Below are 24,605 nucleotides of genomic sequence, written 5' to 3'. Positions count from 1 at the left end.
GTAAGTTTATGGTGAAACAACATTGGATGGTCAGATTTGTACGAATAGTTGCGATACTATTTGTCTTATTGAGCTGTCTGGTGGTTTTTTGGTATACACCATTTTACTCCAATATGATGGTGAAAATTCTAAATCATGTCGTTCCTGTTGAAGTAGATCAGGTTGCAGCGCAAAGTCAACAAAAGGCAGCATTGTCAGAAGAAAATACACTTGAACCGGGTTCTGACTTATGGATTGCACGTCAAGCGTATTTGAAACTTTTAGATGAGGAAATAAAAAGTAAAAATGCACAAGATTTAATGGTGCTACAACTGAGATATAAAGCCTTACAAGAAAAAATTTCCCAAGAACAAAAAAGTGAAGAACAAGAGCAGGATAAACCTGTTATTCCTTTGCTTTCAGAACAAGTCAGTTCTGAGCAAGCAAGCTCAGAGGTGGCAGCTTCTGGTGTTGTGAGTGATCAGTCAAGCGAAACTGTTAAAGCGTTATTGGATTTAAATAGTGAAGACAATAAAGCTTTAATGGATGAATATTTGAAATTCTTAAAAACCCATCAAATCGATGAAGCATTATTGGTGGGAGATACGGTTGCGGTTGATGCAGAATTGGCGAGCTCACAAGTCACTGACGTTGTTGAAAATGGTTCTGATGCGAATAAACAAAATCGAGAGAGTTTAAAATCAAGTCAACCCTACGCAATTGTTGTTTTGGGTGGTGGATTAACACTCGATAAAAATCAAAAAGATATTATTGTAAATGAATATACACGATTAAGATTGGAAACAACTTTAGCATTGGAAAAGCAAAATAAACTCCCCATCGTTTTGAGCGGTGTAGAAGCACCTTATATGCAAAAATGGTTAGCAGAACGTGGAGTGGAAGCAAAACTGCTTGAAAACCGCAGTATGAACACTTGTGAAAATACACGTTTTAGTTCATTACTTTTACAAAAGAAAGGTGGAGCGCCAACAGTACTATTAGTCACAGATCGTTATCATATGCCTAGAACAAGACGATTATTTGCACTAAGTGGTATAGAAACCATTCCAGTTAATGCGCCAATGCCGACGCAACTTAGTGAATGGCAACCAAGTAAACAAAATTATGATCATAGCCGTCGTGCAAATTACGAAACATTAGCAACAATCCGCGATATGTTGTTCGGATCAAGTGGCTGTAGAGAGGTGCCTTAATGGCAGATATTCCATTTTTAAATCCAACGATTTTAAAGCAACTTGATTTACCTGTACCAAATCGAGATACCACACCATTATTATTAGAAGCATTAAATTTAAATCGTGAATATATTGCCAATAAAGAAATTAAGTCTTATCAACGTTTGTATGGTTTTGATCAGCTAGATTGTCAGCACTGGCAAGGCTATATCAAAATGCCTTTGTTTAAGCTTCATGTACAAGTGTTTAAACCAAAAACTGAAAAAATAAAAGGCAGTGTATTTTTACTTCATGGCTACTTAGAACATAGTGGTATTTATCAACCGATTATCAAAGAAATATTAGAGCAAGGCTTTAGTGTCATCACCTATGATTTGCCTGGGCATGGTTTAAGTGATGGGTCACCTGCAAATATTAAAGACTTTGATCACTATCAGCAGGTTTTACATTCAGTTTATCAATATGTTAAAAATTCAACACAATTGCCAAAGCCTTGGTTGGGAATTGGACAAAGTACTGGTGGTGCGATTTGGATGCATCATTTACTTAAATATGCGCAAAAACGTGAAAACCCAATTGTAGAGCGAGTATTATTGCTTTCACCTTTGGTGCGTCCTGCAAAAACAGCGTGGTGGCATAACTCGATTGGTTTAGGCATTATTCGACGAATAAAAAAAGAAGTGCCACGTCATTTCAAAAGAAATAATCATAATCCAGAATTTTTACGTTTTGTTCGTTTAAAGGATCCTTTACAACCGAGAATGATGGGGATGGATTGGATTTTAGCGATGTCTAAATGGATGCAGGAAATGGAGGATTACCCGAAATGTCGTATTCCTGTATGGTTGGCCCAAGGTGCACAAGATCAGACTGTTGATTGGAAATACAATATTGATTTTGTTCGTCGTCAATTCAGATTGCAAACTTTATTGATCTTAGAAGAAGGTTCACACCAACTCATCAATGAGCGTGCAGATATTCGTGCAGCACTCACAGGTCTTATCCCTGCTTTTTTACATGCCCAATCAGGTGGGGACTACTATGAATAATAATTTTAAATAGATGTTATAGTTTTGATTTAAATAAATTGACTAAAAAATAGATGAATAATGTCATTTTTAGTGCATTTTGTTTGAAAAATAATCACACGGTGGTTTTTGTTGAAAATAGGGCTTGCGTTAGTTTTGAAAATCTATAGAATGCACTGCATCCCGACGCGATACAGCAAACGAACTTAGCTTACAGGGTTAAGTTGTTGAATGTTTATTGCGTCTTATTTATCACTGACGAGGTGATAAATAATTCATTAAGAGAATATGAAGAACAACTTGTGTGGATTTTTACTAATTGATTGATCGAAATATTATCATTGATTGATTGGTTTAAATTACTCGAAGTTTATTTGAGAGAATTTGTCAGAAAATTGATGAGCCAGAATTGTGACCTTAAGTCACTAATGATTTTAACTGAAGAGTTTGATCATGGCTCAGATTGAACGCTGGCGGCAGGCTTAACACATGCAAGTCGAGCGGGGGAAGTTGCTTCGGTAACTGACCTAGCGGCGGACGGGTGAGTAATACTTAGGAATCTGCCTATTAGTGGGGGACAACGTTTCGAAAGGAACGCTAATACCGCATACGTCCTACGGGAGAAAGCAGGGGATCACTTGTGACCTTGCGCTAATAGATGAGCCTAAGTCGGATTAGCTAGTTGGTGGGGTAAAGGCCTACCAAGGCGACGATCTGTAGCGGGTCTGAGAGGATGATCCGCCACACTGGGACTGAGACACGGCCCAGACTCCTACGGGAGGCAGCAGTGGGGAATATTGGACAATGGGGGGAACCCTGATCCAGCCATGCCGCGTGTGTGAAGAAGGCCTTATGGTTGTAAAGCACTTTAAGCGAGGAGGAGGAGCTCTTGGTTAATACCCAAGATGCTTGGACGTTACTCGCAGAATAAGCACCGGCTAACTCTGTGCCAGCAGCCGCGGTAATACAGAGGGTGCGAGCGTTAATCGGATTTACTGGGCGTAAAGCGTGCGTAGGCGGCTTTTTAAGTCGGATGTGAAATCCCCGAGCTTAACTTGGGAATTGCATTCGATACTGGGAAGCTAGAGTATGGGAGAGGATGGTAGAATTCCAGGTGTAGCGGTGAAATGCGTAGAGATCTGGAGGAATACCGATGGCGAAGGCAGCCATCTGGCCTAATACTGACGCTGAGGTACGAAAGCATGGGGAGCAAACAGGATTAGATACCCTGGTAGTCCATGCCGTAAACGATGTCTACTAGCCGTTGGGGCCTTTGAGGCTTTAGTGGCGCAGCTAACGCGATAAGTAGACCGCCTGGGGAGTACGGTCGCAAGACTAAAACTCAAATGAATTGACGGGGGCCCGCACAAGCGGTGGAGCATGTGGTTTAATTCGATGCAACGCGAAGAACCTTACCTGGTCTTGACATAGTAGAAACTTTCCAGAGATGGATTGGTGCCTTCGGGAATCTACATACAGGTGCTGCATGGCTGTCGTCAGCTCGTGTCGTGAGATGTTGGGTTAAGTCCCGCAACGAGCGCAACCCTTTTCCTTATTTGCCAGCACTTCGGGTGGGAACTTTAAGGATACTGCCAGTGACAAACTGGAGGAAGGCGGGGACGACGTCAAGTCATCATGGCCCTTACGACCAGGGCTACACACGTGCTACAATGGTCGGTACAAAGGGTTGCTACACAGCGATGTGATGCTAATCTCAAAAAGCCGATCGTAGTCCGGATTGGAGTCTGCAACTCGACTCCATGAAGTCGGAATCGCTAGTAATCGCGGATCAGAATGCCGCGGTGAATACGTTCCCGGGCCTTGTACACACCGCCCGTCACACCATGGGAGTTTGTTGCACCAGAAGTAGGTAGTCTAACCGTAAGGAGGACGCTTACCACGGTGTGGCCGATGACTGGGGTGAAGTCGTAACAAGGTAGCCGTAGGGGAACCTGCGGCTGGATCACCTCCTTAACGAAAGATTGACGATTGGTAAGAATCCACAACAAGTTGTTCTTCATTGATGTATCTGAGGGTCTGTAGCTCAGTTGGTTAGAGCACACGCTTGATAAGCGTGGGGTCACAAGTTCAAGTCTTGTCAGACCCACCATTCTGACTAACGAAATATTTGAATGAGAGTTTAAATATAGAATACAGAAAATTAGATATATTGGTCTTAAGCTGGGGACTTAGCTTAGTTGGTAGAGCGCCTGCTTTGCACGCAGGAGGTCAGGAGTTCGACTCTCCTAGTCTCCACCAAATTTTAAGAATAGAAAAGCAACGCTTTTCCTTAAAATTTAAGCAAAAAGCTATGCTTTGCGCAGGCTTTAATCGAACGAAGTCCTAGATTATAGAAATTAATAAGAAGTCGGCGTATTATACGCGTCTTGTTAACTTCTGTGATTTATCACAGTTTACTACGCATCGACGAGATGGTAGTTAATCATTAACAGAATATATTTGAGTTGAAATAAATTGTTCATACTCATTTCAATTAAACATAAGAATATGACACGCAAGTGACATGTTTGAATGATTAAGAGAAATTGAGTTACTAGCGATTAAACTGAATCAAGCGTTTTGGTATATGAATTTAGATTGAAGCTGTACGGTGCTTAGGTGCACAGTACTTCAAACTGTAATGTTGATTGTTCTACTTGTAGGAACAAGCGACTGTTTGGGGTTGTATAGTCAAGTAATTAAGTGCATGTGGTGGATGCCTTGGCAGTCAGAGGCGATGAAAGACGTAATAGCCTGCGATAAGCTTCGGGGAGGCGGCAAATATCCTGTGATCCGGAGATTTCTGAATGGGGGAACCCACTTATCATAAGATAGGTATCGTAACATGAATACATAGTGTTACGAGGCAAACGAGGGGAAGTGAAACATCTCAGTACCCTTAGGAAAAGAAATCAATTGAGATTCCCTCAGTAGCGGCGAGCGAACGGGGATCAGCCCATTAAGTTATATGTGTTTTAGCGGAAAGCTCTGGGAAGTGCTACCGTAGAGGGTGATAGTCCCGTACACGAAAGGGCACATATAATGATGACGAGTAGGGCGAGGCACGTGAAACCTTGTCTGAATATGGGGGGACCATCCTCCAAGGCTAAATACTCCTGACTGACCGATAGTGAACCAGTACCGTGAGGGAAAGGCGAAAAGAACCCCTGTGAGGGGAGTGAAATAGATCCTGAAACCGCATGCATACAAGCAGTGGGAGCCGACTTGTTCGGTGACTGCGTACCTTTTGTATAATGGGTCAGCGACTTATATTCAGTAGCAAGGTTAACCGTATAGGGGAGCCGTAGAGAAATCGAGTCTTAATAGGGCGCATAGTTGCTGGGTATAGACCCGAAACCGGGTGATCTATCCATGAGCAGGTTGAAGGTTGGGTAACACTAACTGGAGGACCGAACCCACTGTCGTTGAAAAGCCAGGGGATGACTTGTGGATAGGGGTGAAAGGCTAATCAAACTCGGTGATAGCTGGTTCTCCCCGAAAGCTATTTAGGTAGCGCCTCGGACGAATACCATTGGGGGTAGAGCACTGTTTCGGCTAGGGGGTCATCCCGACTTACCAAACCGATGCAAACTCCGAATACCAATGAGTACTATCCGGGAGACAGACTGCGGGTGCTAACGTCCGTAGTCAAGAGGAAAACAATCCAGACCGCCAGCTAAGGTCCCAAAATCTATATTAAGTGGGAAACGATGTGGGAAGGCATAGACAGCTAGGAGGTTGGCTTAGAAGCAGCCACCCTTTAAAGAAAGCGTAATAGCTCACTAGTCGAGTCGGCCTGCGCGGAAGATGTAACGGGGCTAAAATATAGTACCGAAGCTGCGGATTTACACGTAAGTGTAAGTGGTAGGGGAGCGTTCTGTAAGCCGATGAAGGTGTGTTGAGAAGCATGCTGGAGGTATCAGAAGTGCGAATGCTGACGTGAGTAACGACAAAACGGGTGAAAAACCCGTTCGCTGAAAGACCAAGGGTTCCAGTCCAACGTTAATCGGGGCTGGGTGAGTCGACCCCTAAGGCGAGGCCGAGAGGCGTAGTCGATGGGAAATTGGTTAATATTCCAATACTTCTGTGTAATGCGATGAGAGGACGGAGAAGGTTAAGTCAGCCTGGCGTTGGTTGTCCAGGTGAAAGGTAGTAGGCATGCATCTTAGGCAAATCCGGGGTGCTCTATGCTGAGAACTGATAGCAAGCTAGTTTACTAGCGAAGTGGCTGATACCATACTTCCAAGAAAAGTCTCTAAGCTTCAGTTACACAGGAATCGTACCCGAAACCGACACAGGTGGTCAGGTCGAGTAGACCAAAGCGCTTGAGAGAACTCTGCTGAAGGAACTAGGCAAAATGGTACCGTAACTTCGGGAGAAGGTACGCTGTTGTTGGTGATGGAACTTGCTTCCTGAGCTGACGACAGCCACAGAAACCAGGCCCCTGCAACTGTTTATTAAAAACATAGCACTCTGCAAACACGAAAGTGGACGTATAGGGTGTGATGCCTGCCCGGTGCTGGAAGGTTAATTGATGGGGTTAGCGTAAGCGAAGCTCTTGATCGAAGCCCCAGTAAACGGCGGCCGTAACTATAACGGTCCTAAGGTAGCGAAATTCCTTGTCGGGTAAGTTCCGACCTGCACGAATGGCATAATGATGGGGGCGCTGTCTCCAGCAGAGGCTCAGTGAAATCGAAATCGCCGTGAAGATGCGGTGTACCCGCGGCTAGACGGAAAGACCCCGTGAACCTTTACTGCAGCTTGACATTGAACTTTGATCTTACTTGTGTAGGATAGGTGGGAGGCTTTGAAGTGGCGACGCTAGTTGCCATGGAGCCGTCCTTGAAATACCACCCTGGTAATATTGAGGTTCTAACTCTGTCCCGTTATCCGGGACGAGGACCATGTCTGGTGGGTAGTTTGACTGGGGCGGTCTCCTCCTAAAGAGTAACGGAGGAGTACGAAGGTGCGCTCAGCGTGGTCGGAAATCACGCGTAGAGTATAAAGGCAAAAGCGCGCTTAACTGCGAGACCCACAAGTCGAGCAGGTACGAAAGTAGGTCTTAGTGATCCGGTGGTTCTGTATGGAAGGGCCATCGCTCAACGGATAAAAGGTACTCTGGGGATAACAGGCTGATACCGCCCAAGAGTTCATATCGACGGCGGTGTTTGGCACCTCGATGTCGGCTCATCTCATCCTGGGGCTGAAGCAGGTCCCAAGGGTATGGCTGTTCGCCATTTAAAGAGGTACGCGAGCTGGGTTTAGAACGTCGTGAGACAGTTCGGTCCCTATCTACCGTGGGCGTTGGAAATTTGAGAGGATCTGCTCCTAGTACGAGAGGACCAGAGTGGACGAACCTCTGGTGTACCGGTTGTGACGCCAGTCGCATCGCCGGGTAGCTATGTTCGGAAGGGATAACCGCTGAAAGCATCTAAGCGGGAAGCCTACCTCAAGATAAGATTTCCCTAGGACTTTATGTCCTCTAAAGAGCCGTTGAAGACTACGACGTTGATAGGTTGGATGTGGAAGCATGGTGACATGTGAAGCTGACCAATACTAATTGCTCGTGAGGCTTGACTATACAACACCCAAACAGTTGTGTTGTATGCATCAATCGATTCAAAACCAAACAATCAGTAATGATTGACCTTGATTTAGTTCAAAAGCTAGATACAATTACCAACTCAAATTATCCTGTTAATAACTCATTTGACCAAAGCTAGGCACACACTGTAAATACAGTTAAATAAGACCAAGTGATTAATCATAAACAGTTTGCTGGCGACAATAGCAAGAGTGAACCACCTGATCCCTTCCCGAACTCAGAAGTGAAACCTCTTAGCGCTGATGGTAGTGTGGGGTTACCCATGTGAGAGTAAGTCATCGCCAGCTTTTAAATTCAACACCCCAGTCTTTAAAGAGATTGGGGTGTTTTTTTGTTTAAATTATTTATGTACTGTAAATATTATCAGTGACATATTATATTTTATAAATCAAATTAAGATAAAAATGCGATATCAATATTTTTTACGGATTATGAAGGTGAAGAAATTCTTGCTGATAATGAAGTAACTGCATCAAAAGAAGAAATAATTCAATTTATGAAACAGATCTTGTTAATTAAAGATAATTTTTTAGGAATTATTGATCAGAATGATTTGTGTATACAGTTTATGGTTAATCAAGATTATTCTATCTTGGTTGATATTCCTATACTTGAACTTGATGGTTCGTATACAAAAAATACAACAATGATGGGTGCATTACAAATAGTTCACGAATTGGATGCCATGATTCAAATTGAGGATATTGATAATTTACAATTTGAGAAATGGTAGGCTTATTTTAAATGTAGTCTTTCAAAAGGATACCGAAATTGGGTTATTCATTATTTTGGAATTAAATTATGGATAAAGAATTGGTAGATCAGACTCTGGAGCTTCTAAAAAAGAGATTTGAGGCGAATATGTTTCGTCACTCTACTCTAGAATGGGCATCGGTTTATGAGCAATTACTACTAAACCCTGAAAAATTGAATGCTTTATTTCAAATGGAGCAAACGGGTGGTGAACCTGATGTTGTTGTCATGGATTCAAAATCTAATGTCATTACATTCTATGATTGTAGTGTTGAAAGCCCTAAGCCACGCAGAAGTTTTTGTTATGATGATGAAGCGTTAAAGAGTCGAAAAGATCATGTTCCCCAAAATAGTGTGATCTCTTGTGTAAAGCAAATTGGGTCACAACTTCTAACAGAGCAAGAATATCGCGATTTACAATCTATTTTCCATTTTGATTTTAAAACATCGAGCTGGGTACAAACACCTGAATCAATTAGGAGTTTAGGAGGTGCGATTTTTTGTGATTATCGTTATGGAGAGGTATTTACATACCATAATGGAGCGCAGTCTTATTATTCTTCACGTGGATTTCGGACAAAGTTAGTTATTTAGTCGTTGCATTTTTTACTTAATTTTAAATAAAAAAACGGTAAGCCTAGACTTACCGTTTTATTAACTGTGATTTGTTCAGTATTAGAAATTATATTCCATACCTAAACCGATCACAGTTTTCTTATCATCTTTTACTAACCAATCACGTTTTTGTTGAGCTACAACACCGTAAACACGTGCTTGTTTATTGATGTTGTAATCAGCACCAATACCGTAGATATCTTGTTGACGATCATCACGACCATTTGATTCTGTTGTTGCTGAGATATATTCAGCTTTTAATTTGATTGGTGTAGACGGGATCGCATATGCAGCAGTTACACCAAAAGAATCTTCTTGTAGACCTTTATAAGATGTTACTACAGCAGGAGTACCAGAGCTTGTTGCAACAGTATCATCTGTCGGTTGAGCTGTTTGCCATAAAGCACCAAATACTAAACCATCAATACCTGCAGTTTTTAAGTCGATAGAACCCGTTACACGTACTGCATCAGTGTAGACACCAGAAAGGTTGTAGGCACTGTATTTCGATGCAATTGAATGGTTTGCAGCTACAGCAGCAGCGATACCATAATCTTTATTGTCGTAAGTAATCGAACCAGAAATTCCGTCGCCAAAACCATTACGGCTACCTTTATTACCTAAAGTAGCGCTATTTGCAGTTTCAGATTCTTCACCTTGTTGGAACATGATGTTAAATGCTAAACCGCCAAGTAATTTTTTATCAGATTCAAAACCGATTACGTTATTTAGACGATCTTCACCAGCTAAGATAGCTGTCATATCTAGTTCAGTGTGATCGTTGAAAATATCTTGGTTGCTTCCAGCAGCAGTTTTTAAATAAGAGTCATACTTACCAAATTTTAATGTACCAACACCATCAGCTTTTACACCTAGGAAACGGTTACGCGCATTAAGGTCAGTATCTGAACCAGAACCATCAGTAGAGATTGCCCATTCTGCTAAATAAACAGCTGATAATTTATCAGTTAATTTTTCTTCGCCTTTAACACCAATACGTGATGAGTTAGAGTTTAATTTTGTAACGCTTTCATCTTTAAAGCCATTTTTGTCAATTTGATCTAAAGATACGTTGAGCTTACCATACAATGTAGGCGCTGCTTGAGCTGCGCTTAAGCTAAGAGTGGCGATTGCTGCAGCGAGTAGCACTTTTTTCATTGAGATTTCTCCAAAACATGTTCAAGGGTTTGCTGTTGCTTTTTTTATTTAGTAAGTCTTTCGTTCAGTTGCTTACTAACTTGCATGCAGTATCTGCAAACTTTGTTACATATAAGTGAAGAATAAATGACAGTTTAATGACGAAATTTATATGAATGTTTTCAAAAATAAAAAAGAGACTCGATGAGCCTCTTTTTTTAAGATATTTAATTATTTAACTTTTTAGTTGAGCGCAGCTTTAATTTTCTCAGCAAAAGCTTTAATTTTATCTTGATCACCCATTTGTATAGCATGTTTTCCTAATTCATGAACAGAACTTGGAATCAGATGAAAATGAACATGCGGAACTGTTTGTCCAGCAGAAGTACCAGAAAGTTGCATTAAAACAATGCCTGTTACCCCTAATCCTGTTTCAATCGCTTGCGCTATTTTTTGTACAATTTTAATGGTATAGGCAACTGCTTCTGGATCTAAATCGAGTAAAGTTACAGCGGGTGTCTTCGGAATCACCAATGTATGCCCATCTGCTTGTGGCATGATATCCATAAAAGCAAGGACTTGATCATCTTCATATACTTTTATTGCAGGAAGTTCACCCCGTAAAATTCGTGCAAAAATATTCTGATCATCGTAAGCCATATTCATTTCCTTAAATTGTCGAATGTTATTTACAATTCAATTCTTTCTGACGTTCCTTTATAGAGTCAAGTTTTTGTTGCTCTTTTTCAGAAAATTTAGGCTTACTTGTATAACAATTGTCATTACCATATTTAGCTTTTGCTTCAGGATCTTTAAAACAGAAGCCTTTTGATGCATAAATGACATTGGAGTCATCCTGTAATTTTTTACATTCCTGAGCATTGTCAGCAAATGCTTGTGTACCCACAAAAATAGATAAAGCGGATAATGCCGCGATAACATACTTATTCATTGTATTACCTCAAATTGACATATTCACGTGTCACTTGATTAGATTATAGGGTGTAACTATTATTATTCAATGGCGAAAAATTAATCTAATGTAATTTTACTCCATGATTCGTACATTTTTACAGCGCTCGAAAAATCACTATCCGGTTCGGCAAGATTATTGGCAACATTGATTAAATTTTGAGTCAAACTGATGACTGGAGTGGATAATTTGGCTTCACGGACTAAATCAACAGCGATTCCAGTATCTTTGGCAAGTAAGGGGAGTGCAAAGGTGAGGGGAAAGCTTCGATTGAAAACACGTTGAGGTAAAACAGATTCAGTTACACCACTTTTACCACTGGAAGCATTAATACAATCTAAAGCTTCATTTAAGTTAACACCATGTGCTTTTAAAGTGGTAAAACCTTCAGCAGCGGCACACAGATGTACTGCCATCATCATATTATTCACAGCTTTAACTGCAAAGCCAGCACCTGAATCTCCGACATGTTTAATCAGTTTACCGAGTGCTTGCATTGCAGGAAGTGCTTGCTCATAGGCTTCTTTTTGACCACCAACCATAAAGGTCAATGTGGCATTTTCTGCCCCAATGGTTTGACCACTCACAGGTGCATCAAGAAATTGAACATTATTTTGAGCAAGTGTTGAAGCAAGTTTACGCGCAGACTCAGGCACACCACTAGTACAATCCACCCAAATAGCACCTGATTTAATTTCTAAATCTTGAATTAAATTCTCAACATCTAAGCTGGTCGGTAAGCATGAAAAAATGATGTCGGCTTGTACGGCTTGGGATATTTCAACAGCTGTCGTAGCATACTCTGTTGCATGTTGTTTGGCCTTTTCGAAATTACGGTTCCATACATAAACCGTATCGAAATGTTTAGGTAGATGCGCTGCCATGCGGTAACCCATCGCGCCTAATCCAATAAATGCAACTGTTGTACTCATAATTCTCTCTTAAGCCTGCTTTTAAATTTTGCTTGATCGTTGTGCTAACCATTCAGACATTTTAGGCCAAAATTCATCGGCACTTTTTTGACTCGACATCAAACCTAAATGTCCTCCAGGAATAAGAGTAAACGTGACATCAGTACTATTTGTCAATTCGCTTAAAGGCTTAACTGCATTTGCTGTTACCATTTGGTCACCTTTACCAGCACCGACCAAGAGTGAACAATTGATATTTTTAAGCTCGATGATGTTGCTACTAAGTTGGATTGAGCCATTTTTTAATGGATTTTGTAGCCAGACATTAAACAACATATCTTGATTAATACCGCCTGGATAATCCACCATATGATTTAAAAAATTGCCAAGTGTCGCATGCTCATGTAACAGTTCTTTATCATCAAGATTAAGAAGTAACTGCTTATGACCTTCATACCAACCTTTAGGGTCTAAAATTTTAAAGCCAATAGCATTTAAAAGACCTGGTGAATGAATGAATTTTTTGGGTAAACCACCTTTGTATAGGGTATCTTTAATTTTCTTATTTTTAATAATTAAACTATTTATTCTTTTATAGAGTTTACCAATGCCACCAGAGGCATAACTGTCAATTGGACTTGCAAGAACGATTAAATTTTTAACATAATTCGGCGTTTGCATCGCGGTATAAAGCAATACAAAAATGCCTGCCATACTCCAACCATGTAATGAAATTTGTTCACTTTGAGAATGTTCACGAATTTTTTCAATACAATAAGGCATTGATTCATCAATAAAATATAAGAAGTTTAAGTGTCTATCTTGGAAAGTTAGTTTTCCCCAATCTAGTAAATAAACATCAAAACCTTGTTCGGTATAATATTTAATCAATGAACGATATGGATATAAGTCATAAATCGCCATATTGATAGATAAGGGAGCAGTAAAGACGAGTGGTTCTTTAAATTTTTTTTCAGGGGCTGCGTAGAAGCGCACCTTGGTTTGATCGTGTTCAGCAATCACATCATAAGGTGTACTTTGTGAGAGGACGAGTGACTTTCCATTAAAAATTCGCGTAGACAGATTTTTTAATTTAGCCTTTCGTTCTTGAAACTTTGTCGATACTCTTGCCATAAGCGATGTTTGTCTCATTTTTAAGCAGATTTGTCCGAAGTGTAAGCGATAATTTTACATTTTACCTTGACCTTAAATACATTGGACGCTCAAAATGTTGGCAATATTTTACAAAGGCAGTTTTAGGACTGAGTAGTTGAAATGAGCCAGCACGACGACATTGAATACCAACTTGATACTTTAGCCATTCGTACAGGGCATACCCGTGGTTTTGAGGGTGAGCATAGTGAGCCGATCTATTTAACCTCATCATTTGTATGCGAAAGCGCTGCTGATGCTGCTGCTAAATTTTCTGGTGAAATTCAAGGGAATACCTATTCACGTTATACCAATCCTACAGTTCAAACTTTTGAAAAACGTTTGGCGATTATGGATGGCGCAGAACGTGCCGTGGCAACAAGTTCAGGTATGGCGGCTGTGCATGCAGTGTGTATGGCATATTTAAAAGCTGGTGATCATGTAATCTGTTCACGTGCTGTATTTGGTTCAATCATTTCATTATTTGAAAAATATGTCGTTAAGTTTGGTGTTGATGTTACTTTTGTAGATTTAGATGATCTTGAAGGATGGAAACAGGCGATTCGTCCAAATACACGCTTATTGTTTATTGAAACGCCATCAAATCCATTGGCTCAAGTGGGTGATATGCAGGCAATTGCGGATATTGCCCATGAAAACGATGCATTATTCGCTGTAGACAACACATTCTGTACGCCTGTGCTGCAGCAGCCGATTAAGTTTGGTGCAGACTTAATCGTATATTCATCAACAAAATATATTGATGGTCAAGGTCGTGCGCTTGGTGGTGCAGTTGTTGGTAAAGACAAGCTTGTAGAAGAAATTAACGGGGTAATTCGTACCTTAGGTAATTCGATGAGTCCATTTAATGCATGGATCTTCTTAAAAGGTTTAGAAACTCTCAATCTGCGCATGAAAGCGCATTGTGAAAGTGCACAAAAATTAGCAGAATGGCTAGATCAACATGAAAAAGTTGAAAAAGTTTATTTTGCTGGCTTGCCACATCATCCAGGTCATGAATTGGCTAAAAAGCAACAATCAGGCTTTGGTGGTGTTGTATCATTTGTTGTAAAAGGTGAACGTCAAGGTGCTTGGACCGTCATTGATAATACTCGTTTCCTTTCAATTACTAGTAACTTAGGTGATGCTAAATCAACAATTACACATCCAGCGACAACTTCACATGGTCGTATGTCAGCGGAAGCTAAACAAGCAGCGGGTATTGTTGAAGGGTTGATTCGTGTATCAGTTGGTTTGGAAAACATCGATGATATTATTGGTGACCTTTCTCATGGCCTAGATTTAATTTAAGATAGGCACGAATTGACGAATTAATTTTAGAAAATGGTTTAGATCGGATTGAGTCTGATCTAAACCATTGAGTTAGTATTTGAATCAAAGGACTTTTGTTCGGAGTAATTTATGAACATTAATATGCTCATGCAGCAAGCTCAACGCATGCAAAAAGACATGGAAAAAAACGTACAAAAAGCCAAAGAAGAGCTTGCACAAACTGAAGTTCATGCTGAAGCGGGTGGCGGTTTAGTTAAAGTAACAATGACTTGCCGTAACGTGGTTAAACGTATCGAAATCAATCCTGAACTTTTGCAAGATGATGCGGATATGATCGAAGATTTGATCGCTGCAGCAATGAATGATGCTGCACGTCAAGCTGAAGCGATTTCAGAAGAAAAAATGAAGGCTGCAAATTCAGGTATGGGCTTACCACCAGGTCTTTCAGGTTTATTCTAAGGAAGTATAGGTGTTTAGCGACCGTTTCGATCAGCTCGTACAAGCCTTACGAATATTGCCAAGTGTTGGGCCAAAATCGGCTCAACGTATGGCATTGCATTTAATCATGAAGAATAAAGAAGGTGCGATTGGTTTGGCGCATGCGTTGAATGAAGCAACTTCTTATATTCATGAATGCGGTATTTGCCATTCACTGACTGAAAATGAAGTCTGTGATATTTGCTGTTCTACAGAGCGTGATGACCAGTTGCTTTGTGTGGTTGAGTCGCCGGCTGATGTTATGGCAATTGAACAAAGTGGTAGTTTTAAAGGGAAATATCATGTTTTGGGTGGGCATTTGTCACCCTTGGATGGTATTGGTCCTGAAGAAATCGGTATCCCTTATTTGGTTCAGCGCTTGAGTGATGGAAAGGTCACAGAAGTCATTCTTGCAACCAATGCAACAGTAGAAGGGCAAGCGACTGCGCATTATTTGGTAGAGGCGACGAAGCATCTATCATTACAAATGACGCGTATTGCTCAAGGTGTGCCGCAAGGTGGTGAGTTGGAATATGTGGATAGCCATACGCTGAGTCAGGCTGTACATAATCGTATGAAAATGAAGTAATTTACTGTTGTAAATATTTTATTTAAATAAATTGATTTAAACTGCATTCAAACAGTTTAGCTTTAGGGTTTATGGATCTTTTTGTTTTTAATTTTTGAAATTAGAAGCATAGAAGTGAAATAAACCCTATTTTGTTTAAATATATTTACATTAATCCGTTATTTTTTTAGGTAAACTCAGCTACATCTATGATTTGTAAATCTATTCATCATATATTCTAAACAATGTGTTGAGTAAGTTGTAAAAACTATATTTAAATTTAAATTGATTTCTTAAATTTACTGTAAAATAAAGTATTTATATGGAAATAGTTTAAAAATATTATATTTATATATTATATATTCAGGTAAAATCGAAGACACTTTCGAATATCACATTTGACTCAACTGACATGTTTCAATTTATCAATCAACAGGCTGAACTTGATCAAGTGTTGCATTTAATGCAGCAAGCATCGATTTATGGCTTAGACACTGAATTTATAAAAGTCGATACACTTTGGCCAAAGCTCGGTGTTTTTCAGATCAATGTCAATGGTCAGGTTTTTTTACTCGATGGTACAACATTAAATTTAGATAAATTTTGGGCACAGTTATTCCAAGCGCAACAAAATATCTTTCACGCCTGTGGTGAAGATATTGATTTGATTTTTCATTATGCTGACCAGAAAAATCTTTCCAATGTTTTTGATACCCAAGTCGCTTTGTCATTTCTTGGTCATGGTCTACAAGTCAGTTATCAGAATGCGTTAAAGTTAGTGTTAGATATTGATATTGATAAAGATCAAACACGCTCAGATTGGTTAGCGCGCCCTTTAACATCTGACCAAATGAATTATGCTGCTAATGATGTTTTATACATTATGAATCTAGCAGATAAGTTGAAAGTAGAATTAGAACAAAAAAGTTTATATCAACACGTACTTGAAGATTGTCAAAATTTGACTATTGAAATTGCGTCTGAAACACCAAAAGAAAGGCTATATAGTGATATTGGGAATTATCGACATTCACGTAAACAGTTGATGCAATTGCAACAATTGAGTGTATGGCGCGAAGAGATGGTGAAAGCGCTCAATCAACCACGTAGCTTTATTCTAAAAAGTGCGACAATGATTGATTTGGTTGAAGTCAATCCAAAGAATATGTTTCAACTTTCGAGTGTGAAAGGCATTCGTCCAAATGTGGTGCGAGAGCATGGCAAGACGATTTTGGATTTATTGAAGTTTTTACCTGAAATGGATGAGTGGCCATTGCGTATTGCACGTCCAATTAAGCATTCATCACAAGGGATTACGGCTGAATTAGACCATTTAATTACGCAAATATCACAAGATGCACAAGTACCGAAAGAAGTATTGATGCGTAAAAAATGGTTGAATGCCTTGTATCAGCATGTGGTCTTTCATGGTGATGAGCAAGATTTGCCAGGCTATTTATTGGGTTGGCGCTATGATCTTTTAACGCAACCATTAATTCGCTTACTACGTGAAGATGAGCAATATTTATCAAAACAGATGAAAGTGAATGATTGAATAAAAGTGGCTCATGGCATGACTGATTCATCGAACTTTTAGATACATAAAGTGATCTATTTCTGATCAAAGATTTACAAATGACGATAAATAACGACTGCTGCGTAAACTTTCGATAATGTATCTGTCGTTTTTTTCATGTATGCTGTGACATGAGTTTTATTGAAGCTGTTGTTTAAAATGCATTGTGATATTTACAAATCGAGCAAAAAAGACGAAATGTATCTTTATGTGGCTCGTCCAGATCATCCAAATGAAGATGAAAATGCTGATCCTTTAGCGGTTTTGTCAGACGCGCTACGTGTTGCATTTGGTCGTGCGACATATGTGATGCATCTTGAGTTATCTGAATCTCGTAAATTGGCACGTGTGAATGTGTCACATGTAATAGATTCGTTACAAACAAAAGGCTTCTTTATTCAAATGCCGCCAGAAGGTTTAATTAATCCGAATGCGGTTGAACCAGAGGGACTACGTGGTGCTTGAGCAGTTATCAGGAATATGGGCAAACTTTTTAGGTTTATTTGATTCTATCCCAGAAGATAGTATTGCAGTTACAGTCTATATTCTTGGGACACTGATTATTTTATGGTGTTGGTACGGTATTGCAAAACGCCTACCAGCACTGCTTGGCGGTATTACATGGATTATTGTATTTGCAGTTCTTGCAACCCCAACAATTTCTGAAGGACCTAACTCTGAAATTGCGCCTGCAATTTTCGGATTGTTATTTGGTATTTTAACTAAAGACACACCATTGGTTTGGTCTAATCTTGCTTTGATCAGTTTTGTCATCGGGATTGGATTGGTCATCGGTTACTTTTGGTCAAATTACAAAGCCAATAAAATTACCCAAAAAAGCACAGTAGCAAAAAATACTTCACCACTTTAAATAAAAAATAAAGGTTATTTATGTCTGTTGATTCTCAACAATTTACAGGTACTGAACAGTATATCGCGACGGATAGTCTGAAACTGGCTGTAAAAGCAGCGCGTGCATTGCAAAAGCCATTATTGGTCAAAGGGGAGCCTGGTACAGGTAAAACTTTGCTTGCAGAGCAAGTTGCTGAAAGCCTTGGTTTAAAACTGATTACTTGGCATATTAAGTCTACAACCAAAGCACAGCAAGGTTTGTATGAATACGATGCAGTTTCTCGTTTACGTGACAGCCAGTTAGGTGATGATCGTGTTTATGACATTAAAAACTACATCAAACCAGGTAAGTTGTGGGAAGCATTTACCAGCGAAGAGCGCTGTGTACTGTTAATTGATGAGATTGATAAAGCAGATATTGAGTTTCCAAATGATTTATTGCATGAACTCGATAAAATGTCGTTTTATGTTTATGAAACAGGTGAAACGATTACTGCGACGCAACGCCCAATCGTGATCATTACATCAAATAATGAGAAAGAATTACCAGATGCATTCTTGCGTCGTTGTTTCTTCCATTATATTGAATTTCCAGATGAAGCGACGATGCGTGAAATTATCGCAGTGCATTTCCCAAGTATTTCTGGTACTTTGGTCTCTGAAGCTTTACAAGTGTTCTTTAAGTTACGCCAAGTGCCTGGTTTAAAGAAACTACCATCTACGTCTGAATTGATTGATTGGTTAAGCTTATTGATGGCAGATGATATGCCAGAAGATGTATTGCGCAATCATGATAAATCTAAAGCCATTCCACCATTGTATGGTGCACTGATTAAAAATGAGCAAGATGTTCAATTGCTTGAACGCTTAGCCTTTATGTCGCGTCGTTAATGGGGAGATCGCAATATGTTTGTGCGATTGTTCTATACCCTCAGAAAATATGGTGTCCCTGTTTCGACCCGAGAATTGATAGACTTAAACCGAGCTGTCAGTGAAGGTTTGGTGTTTGCAGATCAAGAAGATTTCTATCAATTGGTGAAAACGGTGATGGTCAAAGATGAGCGCTTCTTTGACAAATTTGATCGTGCTATGAAAGATTATTTCGAAGGTATTCATACCTTTGATATTGATGATCTGCTCAATAAAGTTCAAAAATTACCGAAAGATTGGTTTGATCTCGAATTATTAGAAAAGCATCTAACACCAGAGCAACGTGCTGAATTGATGAAAGCAGGTTCGCTTGAAGAATTGATGAAAATGCTGGAAGAGCGTCTACGTGAACAGCATAAAAAACATCAAGGTGGCAACCGCATGGTTGGTACAGGTGGTACTTCACCTTTTGGTGCATTTGGTGATCATCCTGAAGGTGTTCGAATAGGTGGTCCAAGCCGTAAAAATTCAGCAGTCAAAGTTTGGGAACAACGTAAATACCAAAATCTTGATGATGAACAGATTTTAGGTACACGACAAATGCAAATGGCATTGCGTCGTTTGCGTAAGTTTGCCCGTCAAGGTGCTGCTGAAGAGTTGGACATTAACAGTACCATTTATGAAACAGCAAAGCAGGGCATCTTAGATGTGCAAATGGTGCCTGAGCGTCGTAACCGTATCAAAGTTTTGATGTTATTTGATATTGGTGGTTCGATGGATGCACATATTGCCCAATGTGAAAAATTATTCAGCGCAGCCAAAACTGAATTTAAAACTTTAGAATATTTCTATTTCCATAACTGCTTATATGACTATGTGTGGAAAGACAATTTCCGTCGCTCATCAAGCCGTATGAATACTTGGGATTTATTTAATACCTATGGTAAAGACTATCGTGTAATTGTCGTGGGCGATGCCAGTATGGCACCTTATGAACTAAGATCAGTCGGTGGTTCAGTGGAATATAATAATGAAGAAGCGGGTGAAGTTTGGCTACGTCGTTTGCGCAATCATTTTGAAAAAACGGCTTGGCTGAATCCTGAAGAACAGAATTATTGGCACTACACTCAAACCGTTGCTGCGATCAAACAAATTTTCGAAGATCACATGTTTCCAATGACACTGAAAGGCATTGAAGACATGACCAAGTATTTATCACGTTGATTTGGAATACTTGAAGATCTATCCAGCAACCAATTTAAAAATGGAAATATGATGGAACATCAAATTAACGGAATAGCTTTACCCAATGAAGACGGTTTCTTTGGTGAGTACGGCGGTCAGTTTATTCCTCCACATCTAAAAGAAGCGATGGATGAAATTAATGTGGCTTATGAAGCGATTCGTAAAACACCAGAATTTCAAAATGAACTCGCTGATTTATTTGCCCATTATGTAGGACGCCCAAGTCCTTTGTTCCATGCAAAGCGTTTGTCTGATCAATTGGGCGGTGCGCAAATTTATCTGAAACGTGAAGATTTAAATCACACGGGCGCACACAAAATCAATCACTGCTTAGGTGAAGCATTACTTGCCAAGTATATGAATAAAACCAAAGTGATTGCAGAAACTGGCGCGGGTCAACATGGTGTGGCTTTGGCGACAGCATGTGCTTTGGTGGGTATTCCATGTGAAATTCATATGGGACAAGTGGATATTGAAAAAGAACATCCAAATGTTGTGAAAATGAAGATTTTGGGTGCAAAACTGGTTTCTGTGACTCAAGGTACTGCAACATTAAAAGATGCTGTAGATAGCGCATTTGAAGAATATTTAAAAGATCCGAAGAACTTTATCTATGCGATTGGTTCTGTCGTCGGTCCACATCCGTTCCCGAAAATGGTACGTGATTTCCAATCAATCATTGGTAATGAAATTAAAGTCCAAACTCAAGATCGCTTTGGTGCGCATCCAGACTATGTGGTTGCCTGTGTTGGTGGTGGTTCAAATGCTGTCGGTGCATTCACAGCATTTTTAAATGATGCTGATGTGAAGTTGGTGGGTGTAGAGCCTGCGGGTCATGGTTTAGATACAGATATGCATTCTGCGACTTTGACTTTGGGTAAACCAAGCCAAATTCATGGTATGGCGTGTTATGTGCTTGAGGATGAGCAGGGCGAACCTTTACCTGTGCATTCGATTGCATCTGGATTGGATTATCCGGGGGTAGGTCCTCAGCATAGCTTCTTGAAAGATTTAGGTCGTGTGGAATATTCAACAGCGACAGACCAAGAATGTTTAGATGCATTTATGACACTTTCTCGTGTTGAAGGTATTGTGCCTGCACTAGAAAGCTCACATGCGGTGGCATGGGCGATTCGTGAAGCGCCGAAACTGTCTAAAGACACTAAGATTGTTGTGAACCTTTCTGGTCGTGGCGATAAAGATGCAGATTATGTTGCTGGAAAATTGGGTTTGAACTAATTTTCTAACGATCTGATTTGATAAAACCTAGCTACGGCTAGGTTTTTTATTGTTTGATATAATAATCATAAATTAAAACTTTGTATTATGCATATTAATAGTAAATCGGTTTGAATTTGTAAAATCTGTAGTGCTTTGGAACAAAGTATTCTTAAATAAGAACTTAAGGACACTATAAGAAATTTTAACAATATACTATTACTCAAAAAAGGTCTTTCATGAATATTAAAAACATATATGCAGCCAATAGCGTACTAGAAATGATTTACCAATTAATGGATCATCAATTCAGAAGAGTGGTAGAAAAAGATTATTCATTATTTGAAAAAGAATTGGTCAAAGTAAGTGATAGTGTTGGTCGAAAGCTTGCACAGGATGTATTAGCGTCTCGTTGCTATCCACAAGTAGCGCTCTCTGCCATAGAAGGCTATATGTTTAATTTAGATGAAGATATCACTACGATTGATCAATTCAAAAAACATGATAAACAGAATTTTTTTAATAAATTAGAATTAGGTGAAAATCCTTATGCTTTAGATAAAAATATCAAAATCCAATCATTTATAGATAAATATATACAAATAGGCGCTATTGCGAACACAGTAATTTCTAGGTCACACGCACATCCATGGCATTGTGAACAAATCATAAGTAGCGAAGATAATGAATTAGTACCAATTACTAAGGGACAGGGGCTGTTCCTTAAAGGAGAAGATTATCAAGAAAGTGAGTTACTGCTAAAACAAAATGAAATTATTAACAGTGTTAAAAAAGCACTTATGAGTCAGGCAGGGGTAGATAAAATACTGGTTTATAAAGATATTAAAATCGTAGTTTTGTATGCAGATTATGATATTGAATATTATAATAAAAATCTTGAATTTCAATATATCCAAGATTGTTTAACAGATTGGGGGTATATTTTTGACACTATTAAAATTAAACCAGTCAAAGAAAATAGAATGAATGTTGAAGCTGTTGATGCTGGCATAGCCAATGAATTTGAACAATTTAAAAAAGAAATTTCAAAAATTACAGAAGAATATGATTTTGTAGTGGCATGTGGGTTATCTGATTCATATAGTACAAGAAATTTAGGTTTAAAAAGAGGTTTTAGACAAACTTATTCTATTTTAAATAATTATATTGATGACAATAAGTTTTATATTTATTTTGGAGATTTACGGCAACCTATATCTAACTTTCAAAAAAAATACTATGAAAACAATATGGTAAAAGGAAACAGAGTTTTTAGATTGGAAAATCGTGCAGTAGTGTGTTATTTACCAGGTTGTATGCAAGATATTATAATTAATATGACTATGTGGATTAAACCCATGCTGAAAAGTTTTAAAGAGCAGAAGTTTCATTCTCCTGATTATAAAGTGGCTGTTTTGACTCATGACTATTATATTGATTGGAAAGAAGGGAAGCGAAATACAATTAGATGGGCATTTGTTACGCAATTCGAACCACAAGATGCAGATAAGTTTTCTATGAAAAAAAATGCAGAAATTACTATTTTTGATACGGATGATATAAGACCCGATAATATATTTTTTTTCAGGAATTGTAATTGCTTTATTCCAATCAAAAAGATTGATGGAGATTTAAAAGCAGGTGATCATTTATATTATTTGGAAATTTAAGAAGCATTATATATGAATATAAAAAACAAAAAAATTGTAGATCAAATATTTCGTCAATTAACCAAAATTAATGAAAGAATGCCAAACCCTAATTTTACAGAAATGATTTCTATCGAAGAGTGTTTAGGCAGAAAATTGGCGGAAGATGTTCAAGCCAATACAGATTACCCATCTATTGCATTATCCGCAATAGATGGAGAAATGTTCAATATTCAACATGAAGTATCAACTCCTGAACAAATCAAAAGCATTGATATAGTGAATTTTTATGGTGCTTTGTCGAGGTCTGAAAACCCATTTCGACTGTTTTTAAATAAAGAATATACATCTAGTATTTCACGCTATATGAAAATTGGAAATATTGCAAATACAGTAATTCCAACGGAACAATATTCCGCATGGTTGGGGGTACGAGGAGATTTTTCACTGAAAGGAGGAGAACGACTGGAACCAATACAAATTGGTAAAGGTTTAATTTCAGTTGGTTCGGATTATAAAAAAAGAGAAATTATATTAAACAAAGATACTATAATAACACTAACCAAGAAAATGTTACTTGAACAGGCTGAAATTACACACGTTACTGCATATAAAACCACAAAATTTGCTTTACTTTGTGTTGATTATGACTTGGAAGATTTAAACAGTAATGCAGAGTTTAGATATATTCAAGAATGTATGAAACTTTGGGGATTTGAAGCAGAAATTGTGAAAATAAAGCCTTTTTTCGAAAGTGAAACTAAGATTGATAACGAAGATGATTTAATTTCAACAATTGATGTAAAGACTTATGTAAAAAAATTGAAAGACATCGCAAACAGCTATGATTATATAGTCGCATGTGGGTTGGTTAATAATAAAACACTTAGTCGTTTAGGATTAATGGCAACGAACCGTTTTTTTCATAATGATATTTCTTCGGATTCCTTAATTGGCAATTCATATCGAATGTATTGTGGTGAATTGAAAGCTCCAACTATACGAAAAAAAATAAAATTTACTGATGAAAAAGGAATGGTTCGAGCAGAGATACAAAAGAGTTTTGATGATTTTTGTGTGATAACTTATTTACCAGGTAATATTCTTGACATTATTATAAATATGCACGTTATTGTAAAACCAAATATATTAAATCGTTTATATGCTCGACCATTTCAACCTGATTGGAAAATAGGTATATTGACACATAATTATAATTTAACCTTAAAAAATACGCACGATACTCAAGTTTTATGGGCATTTGTATCTGATGTTCATTATGATGGTAAGTTTAATGAAATGAGAATCGGTAGCACTCCTGAACTAAAAATAATAACTGTAGAAAATGAACGCCCAGATATGCTTTCTTTTATGAAAGATTGTAATTGTTTTATTCCTATTTCAGGTGAGGATAATCCGTTAAAAGCAGGCGACTATTTATATTATTTGGAAATTTAACCATACTAAAAAATTAACACAAAATAAAACCCTCAAAAGAGGGTTCTATC

At 38.6% G+C, this 24,605-nt stretch carries 20 protein-coding genes, 2 tRNA genes and 3 rRNA genes; 20 read left to right on the top strand and 5 right to left on the bottom strand.

The annotated features are described in order from the left end of the window. Positions 1-8: 8 nt before the first annotated feature. The 9 genes from BEN71_RS11835 to BEN71_RS11795 all read left to right on the top strand — a co-directional run bounded on the left by BEN71_RS11835 (position 9) and on the right by BEN71_RS11795 (position 9,155). Complete coding sequence (locus BEN71_RS11835; protein WP_068976131.1) at positions 9-1,193, top strand: YdcF family protein; 1,185 nt, start codon at positions 9-11, stop codon at positions 1,191-1,193. Next, positions 1,193-2,224: an alpha/beta hydrolase gene (locus tag BEN71_RS11830; protein ID WP_068976130.1), complete on the top strand. Its 1,032-nt coding sequence runs from the start codon at positions 1,193-1,195 to the stop codon at positions 2,222-2,224. Before BEN71_RS11835 ends, BEN71_RS11830 begins: the two co-directional genes overlap by 1 nt. Positions 2,225-2,638: 414 nt before the next feature. After that, positions 2,639-4,177, top strand: a 16S ribosomal RNA gene (locus BEN71_RS11825). A 59-nt stretch (positions 4,178-4,236) separates the two neighbouring features. Beyond that, positions 4,237-4,313 (top strand) — tRNA-Ile (locus BEN71_RS11820). Positions 4,314-4,386: 73 nt separating this feature from the next. Next, a tRNA-Ala gene (locus BEN71_RS11815) sits at positions 4,387-4,462 on the top strand. Positions 4,463-4,892: 430 nt separating this feature from the next. Next, positions 4,893-7,784: ribosomal RNA gene (locus tag BEN71_RS11810) — 23S ribosomal RNA — on the top strand. A gap of 196 nt (positions 7,785-7,980) precedes the next feature. Then, a 5S ribosomal RNA gene (rrf, locus tag BEN71_RS11805) occupies positions 7,981-8,095 on the top strand. The 16S, 23S and 5S rRNA genes sit together here with 2 tRNA genes alongside, the layout of an rRNA operon. A gap of 221 nt (positions 8,096-8,316) precedes the next feature. Beyond that, on the top strand, positions 8,317-8,541 hold the full coding sequence (locus BEN71_RS11800) for a hypothetical protein (RefSeq protein ID WP_161553510.1): 225 nt from the start codon (positions 8,317-8,319) through the stop codon (positions 8,539-8,541). A gap of 68 nt (positions 8,542-8,609) precedes the next feature. After that, positions 8,610-9,155 (top strand): DUF4256 domain-containing protein, encoded by a 546-nt coding sequence (locus BEN71_RS11795; RefSeq protein ID WP_068973240.1) that lies wholly within the window; start codon positions 8,610-8,612, stop codon positions 9,153-9,155. Positions 9,156-9,236: 81 nt separating this feature from the next. On the opposite strand, the gene BEN71_RS11790 is transcribed toward BEN71_RS11795, so the two are convergent. The 5 genes from BEN71_RS11790 to BEN71_RS11770 form a co-directional block, all read right to left on the bottom strand. After that, positions 9,237-10,334, bottom strand: a complete 1,098-nt coding sequence (locus BEN71_RS11790) for a porin (RefSeq protein WP_068973239.1) — start codon at positions 10,332-10,334, stop codon at positions 9,237-9,239. A 222-nt stretch (positions 10,335-10,556) separates the two neighbouring features. Then, positions 10,557-10,973 carry an HIT family protein gene (locus BEN71_RS11785; RefSeq protein WP_068973238.1) on the bottom strand — a complete coding sequence of 139 codons (417 nt, stop codon included), beginning with the start codon at positions 10,971-10,973 and terminating at the stop codon, positions 10,557-10,559. A gap of 25 nt (positions 10,974-10,998) precedes the next feature. After that, the gene (locus BEN71_RS11780; RefSeq protein WP_068973237.1) at positions 10,999-11,265 is read right to left on the bottom strand and encodes a YARHG domain-containing protein; all 267 of its coding nucleotides are present in this window, start codon (positions 11,263-11,265) and stop codon (positions 10,999-11,001) included. Between the two features lie 80 nt (positions 11,266-11,345). Beyond that, on the bottom strand, positions 11,346-12,218 hold the full coding sequence (locus BEN71_RS11775) for an NAD(P)-dependent oxidoreductase (protein ID WP_068973236.1): 873 nt from the start codon (positions 12,216-12,218) through the stop codon (positions 11,346-11,348). Between the two features lie 21 nt (positions 12,219-12,239). Next, positions 12,240-13,331: an alpha/beta fold hydrolase gene (locus BEN71_RS11770; protein ID WP_068973235.1), complete on the bottom strand. Its 1,092-nt coding sequence runs from the start codon at positions 13,329-13,331 to the stop codon at positions 12,240-12,242. A gap of 141 nt (positions 13,332-13,472) precedes the next feature. Between BEN71_RS11770 and BEN71_RS11765 the strand changes: the two genes are divergently transcribed. The 11 genes from BEN71_RS11765 to BEN71_RS11715 all read left to right on the top strand — a co-directional run bounded on the left by BEN71_RS11765 (position 13,473) and on the right by BEN71_RS11715 (position 24,555). Beyond that, positions 13,473-14,660, top strand: coding sequence for an O-succinylhomoserine sulfhydrylase (locus BEN71_RS11765; RefSeq protein WP_068973234.1), 1,188 nt, complete (start codon positions 13,473-13,475; stop codon positions 14,658-14,660). 111 nt (positions 14,661-14,771) lie between these two features. Then, complete coding sequence (locus BEN71_RS11760; protein WP_068973233.1) at positions 14,772-15,101, top strand: YbaB/EbfC family nucleoid-associated protein; 330 nt, start codon at positions 14,772-14,774, stop codon at positions 15,099-15,101. Between the two features lie 10 nt (positions 15,102-15,111). Beyond that, on the top strand, positions 15,112-15,708 hold the full coding sequence (gene recR / locus BEN71_RS11755; RefSeq protein WP_068973232.1) for a recombination mediator RecR: 597 nt from the start codon (positions 15,112-15,114) through the stop codon (positions 15,706-15,708). A 391-nt stretch (positions 15,709-16,099) separates the two neighbouring features. Continuing rightward, positions 16,100-17,242, top strand: a complete 1,143-nt coding sequence (locus BEN71_RS11750) for a ribonuclease D (protein WP_068973231.1) — start codon at positions 16,100-16,102, stop codon at positions 17,240-17,242. 180 nt (positions 17,243-17,422) lie between these two features. Continuing rightward, positions 17,423-17,728: a YcgL domain-containing protein gene (locus tag BEN71_RS11745; RefSeq protein ID WP_068973230.1), complete on the top strand. Its 306-nt coding sequence runs from the start codon at positions 17,423-17,425 to the stop codon at positions 17,726-17,728. Next, positions 17,721-18,134 (top strand): hypothetical protein, encoded by a 414-nt coding sequence (locus BEN71_RS11740; protein WP_068973229.1) that lies wholly within the window; start codon positions 17,721-17,723, stop codon positions 18,132-18,134. The genes BEN71_RS11745 and BEN71_RS11740 overlap by 8 nt, the downstream gene beginning before the upstream one ends. A 20-nt stretch (positions 18,135-18,154) precedes the next feature. After that, positions 18,155-19,006: an AAA family ATPase gene (locus tag BEN71_RS11735; protein ID WP_068973228.1), complete on the top strand. Its 852-nt coding sequence runs from the start codon at positions 18,155-18,157 to the stop codon at positions 19,004-19,006. 15 nt (positions 19,007-19,021) lie between these two features. Beyond that, complete coding sequence (locus tag BEN71_RS11730; RefSeq protein ID WP_068973227.1) at positions 19,022-20,209, top strand: vWA domain-containing protein; 1,188 nt, start codon at positions 19,022-19,024, stop codon at positions 20,207-20,209. A gap of 51 nt (positions 20,210-20,260) precedes the next feature. Beyond that, positions 20,261-21,469: a tryptophan synthase subunit beta gene (gene trpB, locus BEN71_RS11725; RefSeq protein ID WP_068973226.1), complete on the top strand. Its 1,209-nt coding sequence runs from the start codon at positions 20,261-20,263 to the stop codon at positions 21,467-21,469. Positions 21,470-21,687: 218 nt separating this feature from the next. Continuing rightward, positions 21,688-23,118: a molybdopterin-binding domain-containing protein gene (locus BEN71_RS11720; protein WP_068973225.1), complete on the top strand. Its 1,431-nt coding sequence runs from the start codon at positions 21,688-21,690 to the stop codon at positions 23,116-23,118. A gap of 12 nt (positions 23,119-23,130) precedes the next feature. Next, positions 23,131-24,555: a molybdopterin-binding domain-containing protein gene (locus tag BEN71_RS11715; RefSeq protein WP_068973224.1), complete on the top strand. Its 1,425-nt coding sequence runs from the start codon at positions 23,131-23,133 to the stop codon at positions 24,553-24,555. Positions 24,556-24,605 lie beyond the last annotated feature (50 nt).

The organism is Acinetobacter wuhouensis (assembly GCF_001696605.3).
In the GTDB taxonomy this organism is placed as follows: Bacteria; Pseudomonadota; Gammaproteobacteria; order Pseudomonadales; family Moraxellaceae; genus Acinetobacter; species Acinetobacter wuhouensis.
The sequence above is the reverse complement of the archived record's forward strand: the minus strand, read 5'-3'. Positions and strand labels throughout refer to the sequence as shown.